Source organism: Streptomyces sp. NPDC033221, from assembly GCF_055577005.1.
Map to the genome: position 1 here is coordinate 27,001 of NZ_JBVIQN010000029.1, position 12,111 is coordinate 39,111.

Below are 12,111 nucleotides of genomic sequence, written 5' to 3' on the forward strand. Positions count from 1 at the left end.
TGCTGATCATGCGATTGACTGTGCTGCGCCCTCCCGCCGCGTAGCGCGGGCGGCGGTTTCCGAGAGAGGATCTGACCCGGGCCCGGGGTGATCGGGTGATCCGTAAGTGACGCCCTGCCCCGGCCGGTCGCTCCTGCCCGCACACGGGACACGCGACCATTCCACGGCGCCCGGCGCCGTCCCGGATCTCCCGGAGAAGCACAGCCATGCATGGTGTCTTTTCCTGCTCTGCCCCGCCCTGCCCGTGGGTCGGGGCCTGTTGTACGTGACCGTCGCCGCGACCGCCTGTGGCACAGGGGGCGCCCCCCGCTTCCAGTCTGCCCCGCGCCCCTCCCGTCAGCCGCGCCCGGCCGCCAGCCGGCGCAGCTGGTGTGCGCGGGCCTGGGTGTCGCGGGGCGCGGCCCGTTCGGCCAGGCGCTCCGAGATTCGTTGCTGCACGGTCTCGCTCCGCTTGCCCGCGTACTTGAACTTGGCCCGTACGTCCGTGACTTCCAGCCGCAGTCCCCGGATGCCGGACAGCTGGCGGCCGTACGGCGGGCCGTCCGCGGTGACCGGCGCCGAGCCGCCCTCCGGCTGGAAGTGCCCCAGCTGGCGTTCGAGGAGCGCTGCCTTCGCCTGCGGTTCGTCCACGACGTGGGCCGTGCATGTGAGCTGTACGGCGGCGTAGAAGCTGGTCGGGACGCCGTGCTCGGGCGGGTCCTCCTCGGCGGCCTGCCACGGCCCCGGTATGAACACGTAATCGTCCACGACACTCAGCAGGACGGCCGGCGACGCCTCCAGCGCCCGCCATATCGGGTTGGGGCGGGTGAGGTGGGTGACGGCCTCGCGGCGGGCCGGGTCGTAGGCGAAGTGCAGCGGCTGGACCAGGGGCGGCGAGCCGGGTGGGCCGTTGACGGCGAGTTGGCCGAAGTCGTGGCCGGTCAGCCAGTCCTGCCACTCGGTGTCGTCGGTGGGCGCGTCCCACGGGTGGATCAGCATCCGGTTCTCCTTCAGCGCGCGGCGAGGTAGGCGGGCTCGGCGATGCCCGGGGCGAGGTCGTCGGACGGGACGGGGGCTCCGTAAGAGAGGGAGACCGGCAGAACGCCGCTCCAGTGGGGGAGTAGGAGGTCCTCGGGTTCGTCGCTCGGGCCACCGGTGCGGATCTTGGCGGAGACCTCGTCCAGGTCGAGGCGGATGACGGCGGTGGCGGCCAGCTCCTTGGCGTTCGCAGAGCGGGAGTCGGCGGCGCGGCCCGGCAGCACCTGGTCGACCAGGGCGTCCAGCGCGGCCGTCTTCTCGTCCTGGTCGATGACCTGGTGGGCGGTGCCGTGGACGACGACGCTGCGGTAGTTGAGCGAGTGGTGGAAGGCGGACTTGGCCAGGACCAGGCCGTCGACGTGGGTGATGGTGACGCACACGGGCAGACCGGGGTCGGCCGTCTCGCCGGCCATCCGCAGCGGGCGCGAACCGGTCGAGCCGTGGAGGTAGAGGCGGTCGCCGACCCGGCCGTAGAGCGTGGGCAGCACGACCGGGGCGCCGTCGCGGACGAAGCCGAGGTGGCACAGGTATCCGGCGTCGAGGATGGCGTGCACGGTCTCGTGGTCGTAAGCGGCGCGCTCGCGGGCGCGGGTCGGTACGGTGCGCTCCGTCCGGGAGTAGGACGGGTTCTGGGGCGCCTGGGGCATTGCGATCTCCATTGCACTAGTGCATACTTAATTTTGTGCTAGGAGAGTATCGGATCAAAGGGCGGCGCGCATCGGAGATTGCCGCCAGTGTCGAGCGAGCCGTCGGTGCGGGCGAGCTCCAACCAGGCGAAATCCTGCCTCCGCTGCGGGAGTTGGCCGTCTATCTGGAGGTGAACCCCAATACGGTGGCGTCCGCGTACCGGACGCTGCGCGACCGGGGCGTGATCGAGACGTCGGGCCGCAGGGGCAGTCGGGTGCGTCCGCGGCCGGCGAGTACGGCCCGCGAGGCGACGGTGGGACCCGTGCCGCCCGGCGTGCGCGACGCGGCCGCCGGGAATCCCGACCCCGCGCTGCTGCCCGCGCTCGGGCAGGCGCTGGCCGCGGCCGCCGCCCGCAGCGCCGAGCGGCCGACGCTGTACGGAGCGCCCGCTGTCGACACGGAGCTGGAGCGGCTGGCTCGCGCCGCCTTCGAGGCGGACGGGGTGCCGAGCGGCTCCATCGCCGTCACCTCCGGTGCGCTGGACGCGATAGAGCGGGTGCTCGGCGCGCATCTGCGCCCCGGTGACATGGTCGCCGTCGAGGACCCGGGGTGGGGGAGCCTGCTGGATCTGATTCCGGGCCTCGGGCTGCGGGCCGTGCCGGTCGCGGTGGACGACGAAGGGCCGCTGCCCGAGCAGGTCGGCCGGGCGATCCGCGACGGCGCGCGGGCCCTGGTCGTCACGGACCGGGCGCAGAACCCGACAGGAGCGGTGCTCAGCGAGCGGCGGTGCCGGGAGTTGCGTGAGGTGCTGACGGTCCATCGGGAGGTGCTGCTGATAGAGGACGACCACGGCCACGACATCGTCGACCACCCGCTGAACCCGCTCGCCGGCGCCACGGACCACTGGGCACTGGTCCGCTCCACGGCCAAGGCGTACGGCCCCGACCTGCGGCTCGCCGTGCTGACGGGGGACGCCGTGACCGTGGACCGGGTGCGCGGGCGCCAGCGGCTCGGGCCCGGCTGGGTGAGCCATCTGCTGCAGAACGCGGTGGTGCACCTGTGGCGTACGGGAGCGGTGGACCCGAAGGCCGTCGCGGACGCGTACGGCAGCCGCCGGGACGCCCTGATCGACGCCCTGGCGGCCCGTAATATCCGGGCGCGGGGACGCAGTGGGATGAATGTGTGGATTCCGGTGCCGGACGAAACCGGCGCGGTCGCCCGGCTGTTGCACGCGGGATGGGCCGTCGCCCCTGGAGCGCGCTTCCGCATGGACTCACCACCCGGCATACGCGTCACGATCGCCGGCCTCGCGGAGGACGAACTGCTGACGCTGGCGGACGCCATCGCCTCAGCCGTCGAGCCGAAGGAGGCGCGCCGGTACGACTGAAGTGATCGCGCGAGAGGGGGCGCAGGGCGCACGAGGGGGCAGTACGCCTGCGGGGCGGCTGATGGGGCAGGTGGCGGGACGGGAGGCTGGGATTGCGTTGACGAGGCGGGCGGTCAGGGGTGTGCCGCGCGTTCGGGCCGCACGCTCGGAGGCTCGCACCTCGTCAGCCCGCAGGTTGGCAGGGACGGACGGGCCGACAGGCCGGAAGTAGGGGGAACGATGCTGGTTACGATCGCACGATGCCTGATCAGAGCTTTCTTGTACGCGGTCCGCGAGTGGCCGTTCGGCGGGTCTCTTTCCAGGACCGGGAGGAGATCGCGGCCCTCGACCGTGAGAGTGCCGCACTGCACCACCCGTGGATCCCCGCGAGGGAGTCCACCGCGGAGGCCTTTCGCGCGTACGTCGCCAAGTTCGACCAGCCGGCCCACGAGGGTTTCGTGGTGTGCCTCCGGGACGGTGGCGCGATCGTCGGCGGCGTCAATATCAACAACATCGTGCGGGGCGGTATCCAGAGCGGAGCCCTCGGCTACGTCGCCTACGCGTCCACCGCCGGGCACGGCTATATGACCGAAGGGGTGCGCCTGGTCATCGGGTACGCCTTCACCGAGCTGGGGCTGCACCGGCTGGAGGCCAACATCCAGCCGGGCAACGTCTCTTCCGTCCGGCTCGTCGAACGGCTGGGGTTCCGGCGCGAGGGCTACTCCCCACGCTTCCAGTACGCCGACGGCGCATGGCGGGACCACGAGCGGTGGGCGGTCACGGCCGAGATGACCGAGCACACCGCCGGGGCGCGCCTCCCCGACCACTCCTGACCGGGATCCAGGACCACCCCCTCGCTGGGGTCACTCGTCACCGGGAATATCCCTCACCGTGGCCGCGCAGGCCGGTGCGCCGGGGGCGGCTCTGGGTCAGGGCGGCGCCGGCCAGGACGATGAGTGCGCCGACGGGGGTGTTCCAGCTGAGCTGTTCGCCGAGCAGTGTCACACCGGCCGTGGTGGCGATCACGGGGACGAAGTAGGTGACCATCTGGGCGGTGGTCGGACCGACCTCCGCCACCAGCCCGTACTGCAGCAGGAACGCGAAGCCGGTGCCCAGGACGCCGAGCGCGAGGATCGCGAGGAGCGGGACGACAGGGTAGGAGGCCGGAGCGGAGGTGAAGAGTGCGGTTGCCGCGCCCACCTGGGCGGTGGCGAGGAGCATCTGGGTGCCGGCGAGGGCGACGTTGGAGTCCTTGGCTCCGGCGAGGGTGCGCCGTACGTAGATCCAGCCGATGGGGTAACTCAGGGACGCGCCCAGGGCCATCGCGGTCCCCGCCGGGTCCGTACCGGAGAAGCCCTGCCAGGCGCCGAGCACGGTCAGTACGCCCAGGAAGCCGAGGCCGAGCCCCGCGACGCGGCGGCGGGTGGGCCGGTCCTCGGAGAGGGCGACGAGGGAGAGGGCCATGCCCCACAGCGGGGAGCTGGCGTTGCAGATGCCCGCGAGGGTGGAGGGGATGGTCAGTTCGGCGTAGGCGAAGAGGGCGAAGGGGAGGGTGTTGAGGAGGAACGCGGCGACCGCCAGGTGGCCCCAGGTCCGGGCGGAGCGGGGCAGCCGCTGACGCTTGGCCACCAGTACGGCGATGAGCACCGCCGAGCCGAACGCCAGTCGGCCGAAGGTGACTTGCAGGGGCGCGTACGCCTGCGTGCCGACCTTGATGAACAGGAAGCTGAAGCCCCAGACCAGGCACAGGGCCCCGAACCGCAGACGCCAGTCGAGGGGACGGCGTCGCGCCTTCGGCGAGGCGGAGGCGGCGGCCGAGGCGGTGGTGGACGCGGCGGTCGAGGCGGTGTCCGTGGTCGTGACGGTGGGGTCCGCGGGGGTGTCGGTACCGGTCGGAGGCGGAAGCGGAGGTGCGGGAGCCGTCTGGGCTCCGGAACGGGCGGCGTTGCTCATGAGGTTCACGATGCTGGGCAGCATCCCTTAGCACAAGAGAATTTCTGTGGACTCACGGATTAGCATTGCTTACATGTTGAACCTGGAGCGTCTGCGTACCCTGAATGCGGTGGCCCGGCACGGCTCGGTCAGCGCGGCGGCGGACGGACTGCATGTGACCACCTCCGCCGTCTCGCAGCAGCTCGCCAAGCTGGAGCGGGAGACGGGCCAGCAGCTGCTGGCCAAGAACGGCCGCGGTGTGCGGCTGACGGATGCCGGCCGGCTGTTGGCCGACCACGCCGTGCGGATCCTCTCGCAGGTGGAGCTGGCCCAGGCCGAGCTGGAGGCCCACCGCGGCCAGGCCGTAGGGGAGCTGCGACTCGGCGCCTTCCCCACGGCGGCGCGCGGCCTGTTCCCCGCCGCGCTGGCCGGGCTCCGCACCGAACACCCCCAACTCCGGCCACTGCTACGCGAGATGGAGCCGGATGCCTCGGTGCGGTGTGTGGTACGCGGCGACATCGACCTGGGTGTCGTCCTGGACTGGCACAACCGGCCGCTCTCGCTGCCCGAGGGCCTGGCGAAGGCGCCGATCCTGAACGACCCCGCCGACGTGGCCATGCCGGCCGGCCACCCCTTGGCGCACCGGGCGTCGGTCGAACTGGAGGACTTCGCCGACGACGAATGGATCTCCTGGCCGCAGGGCGAGTTCTGCCACGACTGGCTGATGTTCACCCTGCGCAGCCAGGGGATCGAGCCGCGCATCGCGCACATGGCGGAGGAGCACCACACCCAACTGGCGCTCATCGGAGCGGGGCTGGGTGTCGCGGTGGCTCCCCGGCTGGGGCGCGGGCCGGTTCCGGCGGGGGTGAGCGTGGTGCCCGTACGGCACACGATGCGGCGGCACGTCTACGCGATCTGGCGCGCCGACGCCGACCGGCGGCCGTCCATCCGCGCCGCGGTCGCGGCGCTCCGCGCGGCGGGCAAGGAGGTCGAAGGTCGCTGATACCGCGGGGCCGGGGGCTGGGTGGCGGGGTCGGGCACCTGGAACGGGCCCCGGTGGTCGGCACAAGGAGGCGCTTGGGCGAGCGGCACGTTCTAGTGGCCGCATACGGCCTGACCTGGCCTGGTCGGCGGTGGCGGACGCCGCGATCGCGGACGCAGGCGCGGCGCTGCCCAGAGTGCAGTCGAGACCCGTGAGAAAGCGCCCGCCCGCCGCGGCTTTCGCCGGGAAGCCCGCGATATGACCGGCCGCCTTCTGTGCATCCGGGGCGACGAGCGGCGCCGGACGCGCCGACCGGTGGCGTCATGCCGACCGGTTGCAGACATCAGCCTGGAGCAGGCGGGGAGACGTCCCGAACCCGTGCCGCGCGGAGGCCCGGACGGCCTGGTCGCTGGAGTGCACCGTCACGCGTTCAAGTCCGTGCTCGTGGGTCAGTTCCAGCACCGTGTCGATGAGCTGCCCGCCCAGCCCGCCGCCCCGCTCGTCGGGCGCCACGTACACGCACTGCACATCCCCCGATGCCCGGTCCAGCGCGCGCGGATTCGGTACGCGTCGGGTGACCGCCAGTCACGCCATGCCGATGACCATATCGGCGCGGACCATGACCAGGCAGTGGTGCGAGGACGTGTTCTCCCGCGCCCATGCCACGAAACAGCGCACGAACTCCTCGCGCGTGGTGACGGGCGCTCCTTCGAGCTCCTGCACCCACTGCCACCGAAGCGCGGCCACGGCGTCGAGTTCATCCGGGCGGACGGGACGGCTGAGCGTGGTGTCCATCGGCCCGTTGTGGCTCCGGGGACCGGCGGTGGTCATCGGTCATCGAGCGGCGGGACGACTCCCTGGATCAGCCCGAGGTCCAGCAAGTCCTGTGGGCGCACCCGGAGTTGATCGGCCGTGTCGCGCACCGCGCCCGTGTCGCGCTTGAGGATGGCGGCGGCCGCTTCCGGGGCGATGACGGAGAAGTAGCTGTCCGGCGTCGCCCACAGCCGGTCCGGCGCGGCCAGGGCCAGCGCCCCACCGGACCCGCCCTCCCCGATCAGCAGCGAGGTGACGGGCGGACGGGCCGAGGCCAGCGCGGCGAAGACGTCCGCGATGGCAGCGCCCGCACCGGCCCGTTCGGCTGCCGGGTCGTTGGCCGCGCCCGGCGTGTCGATGAGCGTGAGCACCGGTATGCCGAAGCGGTCCGCCATCCGGATCAGCCGGGCGGCCGTACGGAATCCCGCGGGGCGCACGGCTGTGCCGCACTGGGCGGCGAACGCGATCGTGCGGCCGTCGCGTCGGCCGAATCCGCAGCGTATGCCCGGGTCCGTGCCGCCGCAGCGGTCGCCGCTGATCTCCTCGCGCCAGTCGAAATACGCGTCCAGATACGCCGCGGCGCGCGGGCGTCGCTCGGCACGGGCCGCGCACACCGCTTCCCAGCCGGAGGCCGGGAGCCCGTACGCCCCGAGCGCGTACGGTGGCGGCGCGGCTTCGACGGTCGGGGTCGCGGCGGTGTCGGGATCCGCTTCGGCGGCGGGATTCCGGCCCGTCGTTGACCCCGCTGCCGCTGCCGCTGCCGCTGCCGCTGCCGCTGCCGCTGCCGCTGCCGCTGCCGCGCCGTCTGCCGGTGACAGCAGGCGCAGCCAGCGGCCGAGCGCCGTACGCAGGTGGTCCGGCGGAACGATGGCGTCCACCTGGCCGGCCGCCAACTGGCTTTCGGCGCTGTACGCGTACGGGTCGGCGTCGGCGGGCCGTACGCGCGAGCCCGCGAAACCGATCTGCGCGCCCGGCAGCGCGAGCACGACATCGGCGCCCGCACCGAGCGTCGCCCAGCCGCCGCCGGTCGTCGGGTCGCGGACCACGGCGATCTGCGGCAGCCCCGCGGCCCGGTTCAGCGCGGACTGGGCCGCCACCCGCTGGAGCTGTGTCAGAGCCCGCATCCCCTCCTGCATCCGGCTGCCGCCCGTGGCGATCAGTGTCACGACCGGCAGCCCCGACTCCCGGGCACGGGTACCGGCGGCCACCAGCCGGTCGCCCGTGCGCTCTCCGAGGGAGCCCCCGAGGAAACCGAACTCGAAGGAGACCAGGACGGCCTCCACACCGGCGATACGGGCGATGCCGCTGATCACGGACTCCTCCTCGCCGGTCCGTTGCCGTGCCCGCTGCCGCGCGGGGCCGTAACCGTCCCAGCCCAGCGGCCCGTCGTCGTACGGCGCCCCGGCCCCCGGTGCGGGGAATTCCGTGAAGTCGTCCGTCACCACGGCGACCGCCTCGCGCGCGGACCAGCGCGGCGACGGCCCGGACGGTACGGACCGACCGCCGTCCGCGCCCTCCCCGACCGCTCCGGAAGCGCCCGCACTCGCGTCACGAGCACTCCTGCCATGAGCACGGTCGCCACGAGCGCCCCCGCCGCCCGCCTCCGAAGCCCCCGGCGGTACGTCGCTACGCACGGAGTTCCCGTTTCAGTACCTTGCCCATGTCGTTGCGCGGCAGGGCTTCGAGGAAGTGGACGACGCGCGGGCGCTTGTGTGGCGCGAGCTGCCGGGCCACATGGTCGGCCAGCTCGGACCCGGACGGCGCGGCGACGTCCCCGGCCGCCGGTGCCGGCACGATCCAGGCGACGATCCGTTCGCCCAGATCGTCGTCCGGTTCGCCCGTCACGGCGGCCTCGCCAACGCCCGGGTGCTCCAGGAGCGCGTTCTCGATCTCGCCCGCGCCGATTTTGTAGCCACCGCTCTTGATGAGGTCGGTGGCCTTGCGTCCCACGATGCGGTAGTTGCCGGCCGCGTCGCGGGTCGCCATGTCGCCCGTACGGAACCAGCCGCCGTCGAAGGCTCCCGCGGTGGCGTCCGGGCGGTTGAGGTACTCAACGAACAGGTTGGGGCCGCGGACCTGGATCTCGCCGACCGTCTCGCCGTCACTCGCCTCGATCGCCCGGCCGGATTCGTCGACCAGCCGGACGTACACACCGGGCAGCGGTACGCCGACGCTGCCGGGCGCGGGCTCGCCGTCGACCCGTACGCTGGTGTTCATCAGCGTCTCCGTCATGCCGTACCGCTCGATGACACGGCACCCCGCGGCGGCGGCGAGCCGCTCGTGATCGGCGCGCGGCAGGGCCGCCGAGCCGGACACCAGGAGGCGGGCCCGGCCCAGCGCCTTGGCCAGCGCCGGGTTCTCGCCCGCCTCGACGGCCAGGCGGTGGTACATCGTCGGTACGCCGAACAGCATCGTGCCGTCCGCGGTCAGCTCCCGGACGACGCCCTCGGTGCTGAACCGCCCCAGGTGGTGCACGCTGCCGCCGCGCCGCAGCGGCCCGAGGATGCCCAGTACGAGGCCGTGGACATGGAACAGCGGCAGGCCGTGCACGAGGACGTCGTCGGCGGTCCACTGCCACGCCTCCGCCAGCGCGTCCAGGGTGTGCGCGATCGCCCGGCGGGGGATGACGACGCCCTTGGGCGGGCCGGTCGTGCCGGACGTGTAGACGATGAGGGCGGCGGACTCGGCGCCCGGCTCGTACGGAAGCGGGGGCACCTCCGCGCCGTCGGCGGCGGGCTCGACGTCGAGGCGGGGGAGGGCGGCCAGCGCGCCGGGCAGCTCGGCGTCCGGCTCGGCCAGCACGAGCGTCGGGCCGCTGTCCGACACGATGTGCGCCAGCTCGCTCTCGCCGATCTTCGGATTGACGGGTACGGCGGGGACCCCGGCGAGCAGCGCGGCCACCACCGCGACCGCGGTCTCCAGGGTGGGTGTGGCCCAGACGGCCACCCGGATCTGCCCACTGAGGCGGTCGGCGAGCCGGCACGCGTCCGCGGCCAGCTCACGGTAGCTGAGCGCCCGTTCGCCGAAGCGCAGCGCGGGCTGCGGCGATGCGTCGCTGAGCGCCGGAAAGAGCACGTTCACCAGGTCTCCCTCGTCCTCGTCGTCCCACGTCGGTGCCACCGCCCCGGACCTGCCGGAACGGGCCGACCCCACCACTTTGGCAGAGACCACCGACAACGCGATCACGCGGCGCCGCGTGGTGAGCGCCACCGGGCCGCGCGGGAGTGCGACGGGAGCTGTGCGGAAGCCCGGCCGGAGCTGTGTGGGAGAGCGCGACGAAACCGCCGCGCCGGGTGTGCGGCAGGGCCCGGCGCACGGCCCGCTCACCCCGCCATCTTGCGGAAGTCCCAGGACACGACGGCTTCCGGGACCAGCCGCAGCCAGGCGTGCCGGCCGTCGTGCGGCATCCGGTCCAGGCCGAAGTACTTGGTGGCGAACAACCGTTCCGGCCCGTCGAGTTCCGTGCAGGCGGCACCCGCCCGCGGTACCTCGCCGACGACGGTCGCGCTGCCGGTCAGCTCCACCCCGCGCAGCTCTCCGTAGTCGTGCCCGTCGTCGACGACCACCGCGATCCGTGGGTCTTTGCGCAGCTGGGCCCACCGCTTGCTGCGGGTGATCGAGTACAGCCAGAGCGCCGTGCCGTCCCAGGCGAACCAGAGGGCGCCCACGTGCGGTGCGCCGTCCGCGCCCACGGTGGCCACCCGGCAGGTGCGCCGCTCCGCCAGGAAGGCGTCGCGTTCGTGCGGCGTCATCATGATGCGGCGCCCGCGCCGCTGCTGTGTGCCGGTCATCCGTCGTCCACCTCCGCCGTACGGCCTGACTGGGTGTCAGGAAGCATGGGGTCTCTTCCGCGCCGGCGCAATGGCGGATACGCTCGCGCGCCCCGCGCCCCGCAGCCCGCGGTGCCACGGCGGGCGGGCGCCCCCTACACATCAGCACACCCGTGCCCCCATCCTCATCCTCATCCCCAACCCCCATCCCCACCGCGCCCGACAACCGCCCCCCCCGGAAAGGAGGCCAGACAATGGCCCCCGGCGCCCGCCTTCTGGAACAGACCGATCCGGCGACGACGGCACTGCTCACCGTCGAGTGCCAGCGCGGTGTCGTGGGACCGGACGGCGCGTTCCCGGAACTGGCCGACGCGGCCCGTACGTCCGGTGCGCTCGGCCGGGTGGCCCGGCTGGTCGGTGCCGCGCACGACGCGGGGGTGCAGGTTCTGCACGCCGTCGCCGAGCGCCGGCCGGACGGCCGGGGCGCCAACCGCAACGCGCGCCTGTTCGCCGCCGCCGCGCGCCTGCCCGTACAGCAGTTCACCGGTACGACCGCGGTACGGATCGCCGATCCGGTGCCCGTGTCCCACGACGACCTGATCGTGCGCAGGCTGCACGGGTTGTCGCCGCTGGCCGGTACGGACGTGGACCCGCTGCTGCGCAACCTCGGCTGCCGGACGCTCGTCATCGTCGGGGTCTCGGCGAACGTGGCGATCCCCAACGCCGTCTTCGACGCGGTCAATCTCGGCTATACGGCGGTGGTGCCCGCCGACGCCATCGCCGGTGTGCCGGCCGACTATACGGCGGCGATGGTCCGGCACACCCTCGCCCTCGTCGCCACCGTCACGACCACCGGCGACCTGCTTGCCTGCTGGAGCCGTCCACGTCAGCCACGGGCCGCCGCCGGGTGACCGGCCGGGCGGGGCGGTCGCGGGGCCCGCCCGGCGCACCCGTCAGCCCAGCTTGACCGAGTCGCCTGCCACGCTCACCTTGGCCGCGGTGAGCCCTTGGGTGGCGGGGCCTTTGCGTACGCTGCCGTCGTTGATCGCATACCTGCTGCCGTGGCAGGGGCAGTTGATCGTGCCGTCCGCCACCTCGTTCACCAGGCACCCCTGATGCCGGCAGACCGCCGAGAACGCCTTGAACTCGCCCTTGGCGGGCTGTGTCACCACGATCTTGCGGTCCTTGAAGACCATGCCCCCGCCTTCGGGGATGTCCGAGGTCTTCGCCAGTACGCCGCCGGCCGCGCCGCTGTCCGCACTCCCGGAGCCCGGGTCCGCGTCGCCGTTCTTCGACCCGTCGCCCCCGGCCGCCTCCGACGGGCCGGGCGGGGTGGACGACGCGCTGTCGCCGTACCCGTCCGTGCTGTTCCCGCATGCCGCGAGCGCGGCGGCCAGTCCCGCCGCGCCGGCCGCCGTGACGACCGTACGGCGCGCCGTCCCCGCGCCCGCCCGCCCCGCTGATGCCTGCTGAGTCATGGTGTGCCTCCGGCTGTCGGTGCCTTGCCCGCCCCGGGCGCCGTGCGCCGTGAGTGGTGCGTGCCACGTGGTGCGTGCGGCCCCTGGGCGTTGTGGAAGTTCCATACGGACGGGCGGGTGCGGGTG

General features: G+C 73.2%; 13 protein-coding genes. 4 read left to right on the forward strand and 9 right to left on the reverse strand.

Annotated elements, in window-relative coordinates:
- Positions 1 to 336 precede the first annotated feature (336 nt).
- Both ACZ53K_RS30565 and ACZ53K_RS30570 read right to left on the reverse strand, forming a co-directional pair.
- Positions 337 to 978, reverse strand: coding sequence for an FMN-binding negative transcriptional regulator (locus ACZ53K_RS30565; protein ID WP_468842802.1), 642 nt, complete (start codon positions 976 to 978; stop codon positions 337 to 339).
- 11 nt (positions 979 to 989) lie between these two features.
- Positions 990 to 1,664: a pyridoxamine 5'-phosphate oxidase family protein gene (locus ACZ53K_RS30570; RefSeq protein WP_468842805.1), complete on the reverse strand. Its 675-nt coding sequence runs from the start codon at positions 1,662 to 1,664 to the stop codon at positions 990 to 992.
- A gap of 35 nt (positions 1,665 to 1,699) precedes the next feature.
- On the opposite strand from ACZ53K_RS30570, the gene ACZ53K_RS30575 reads away from it, so the two are divergent.
- Positions 1,700 to 3,031 carry an aminotransferase class I/II-fold pyridoxal phosphate-dependent enzyme gene (locus ACZ53K_RS30575; protein WP_468842807.1) on the forward strand — a complete coding sequence of 444 codons (1,332 nt, stop codon included), beginning with the start codon at positions 1,700 to 1,702 and terminating at the stop codon, positions 3,029 to 3,031.
- Positions 3,032 to 3,270: 239 nt separating this feature from the next.
- Entirely contained in the window at positions 3,271 to 3,843 is a 573-nt protein-coding gene (locus ACZ53K_RS30580; RefSeq protein WP_468842810.1) for a GNAT family N-acetyltransferase, read from the forward strand.
- A gap of 37 nt (positions 3,844 to 3,880) precedes the next feature.
- Here the strand turns inward: ACZ53K_RS30580 and ACZ53K_RS30585 are convergent, their stop codons facing one another.
- The gene (locus ACZ53K_RS30585) at positions 3,881 to 4,963 is read right to left on the reverse strand and encodes a DMT family transporter (RefSeq protein WP_468842813.1); all 1,083 of its coding nucleotides are present in this window, start codon (positions 4,961 to 4,963) and stop codon (positions 3,881 to 3,883) included.
- Between the two features lie 73 nt (positions 4,964 to 5,036).
- Here ACZ53K_RS30585 and ACZ53K_RS30590 point away from each other — a divergent pair, with 73 nt between their 5' ends.
- Positions 5,037 to 5,945: a LysR family transcriptional regulator gene (locus ACZ53K_RS30590; RefSeq protein ID WP_468842815.1), complete on the forward strand. Its 909-nt coding sequence runs from the start codon at positions 5,037 to 5,039 to the stop codon at positions 5,943 to 5,945.
- A gap of 300 nt (positions 5,946 to 6,245) precedes the next feature.
- On the opposite strand, the gene ACZ53K_RS30595 is transcribed toward ACZ53K_RS30590, so the two are convergent.
- From ACZ53K_RS30595 to ACZ53K_RS30615, 5 genes are all read right to left on the reverse strand, one after another.
- Entirely contained in the window at positions 6,246 to 6,452 is a 207-nt protein-coding gene (locus ACZ53K_RS30595) for a GNAT family N-acetyltransferase (protein ID WP_468842818.1), read from the reverse strand.
- A 57-nt stretch (positions 6,453 to 6,509) separates the two neighbouring features.
- A complete protein-coding gene (locus tag ACZ53K_RS30600; protein ID WP_468842821.1) occupies positions 6,510 to 6,719 on the reverse strand; it encodes a hypothetical protein in 210 nt (69 codons plus the stop codon).
- A gap of 32 nt (positions 6,720 to 6,751) precedes the next feature.
- The gene (locus tag ACZ53K_RS30605) at positions 6,752 to 8,182 is read right to left on the reverse strand and encodes a carboxyl transferase domain-containing protein (RefSeq protein ID WP_468842824.1); all 1,431 of its coding nucleotides are present in this window, start codon (positions 8,180 to 8,182) and stop codon (positions 6,752 to 6,754) included.
- Positions 8,183 to 8,363: 181 nt separating this feature from the next.
- Positions 8,364 to 9,818 (reverse strand): acyl-CoA synthetase, encoded by a 1,455-nt coding sequence (locus ACZ53K_RS30610; protein ID WP_468843038.1) that lies wholly within the window; start codon positions 9,816 to 9,818, stop codon positions 8,364 to 8,366.
- 242 nt (positions 9,819 to 10,060) lie between these two features.
- On the reverse strand, positions 10,061 to 10,528 hold the full coding sequence (locus tag ACZ53K_RS30615; protein WP_468842827.1) for a pyridoxamine 5'-phosphate oxidase family protein: 468 nt from the start codon (positions 10,526 to 10,528) through the stop codon (positions 10,061 to 10,063).
- A gap of 233 nt (positions 10,529 to 10,761) precedes the next feature.
- Here ACZ53K_RS30615 and ACZ53K_RS30620 point away from each other — a divergent pair, with 233 nt between their 5' ends.
- Positions 10,762 to 11,418, forward strand: coding sequence for a cysteine hydrolase family protein (locus ACZ53K_RS30620; protein WP_468842829.1), 657 nt, complete (start codon positions 10,762 to 10,764; stop codon positions 11,416 to 11,418).
- Between the two features lie 42 nt (positions 11,419 to 11,460).
- Here ACZ53K_RS30620 and ACZ53K_RS30625 read toward each other — a convergent pair whose 3' ends face one another.
- Entirely contained in the window at positions 11,461 to 11,985 is a 525-nt protein-coding gene (locus ACZ53K_RS30625) for a Rieske (2Fe-2S) protein (protein ID WP_468842832.1), read from the reverse strand.
- Positions 11,986 to 12,111 lie beyond the last annotated feature (126 nt).

Excerpts from the sequence above, each read along its gene's own strand:
- ACZ53K_RS30565 (WP_468842802.1), bottom strand. The coding sequence starts at position 978 with ATGCTGATCCACCCGTGGGACGCGCCCACCGACGACACCGAGTGGCAG.
- ACZ53K_RS30570 (WP_468842805.1), bottom strand. The coding sequence starts at position 1,664 with ATGCCCCAGGCGCCCCAGAACCCGTCCTACTCCCGGACGGAGCGCACC.
- ACZ53K_RS30580 (WP_468842810.1), top strand. The coding sequence starts at position 3,271 with ATGCCTGATCAGAGCTTTCTTGTACGCGGTCCGCGAGTGGCCGTTCGG.
- ACZ53K_RS30585 (WP_468842813.1), bottom strand. The coding sequence starts at position 4,963 with ATGAGCAACGCCGCCCGTTCCGGAGCCCAGACGGCTCCCGCACCTCCG.
- ACZ53K_RS30590 (WP_468842815.1), top strand. The coding sequence starts at position 5,037 with ATGTTGAACCTGGAGCGTCTGCGTACCCTGAATGCGGTGGCCCGGCAC.
- ACZ53K_RS30600 (WP_468842821.1), bottom strand. The coding sequence starts at position 6,719 with ATGGACACCACGCTCAGCCGTCCCGTCCGCCCGGATGAACTCGACGCC.
- ACZ53K_RS30615 (WP_468842827.1), bottom strand. The coding sequence starts at position 10,528 with ATGACCGGCACACAGCAGCGGCGCGGGCGCCGCATCATGATGACGCCG.
- ACZ53K_RS30620 (WP_468842829.1), top strand. The coding sequence starts at position 10,762 with ATGGCCCCCGGCGCCCGCCTTCTGGAACAGACCGATCCGGCGACGACG.
- ACZ53K_RS30625 (WP_468842832.1), bottom strand. The coding sequence starts at position 11,985 with ATGACTCAGCAGGCATCAGCGGGGCGGGCGGGCGCGGGGACGGCGCGC.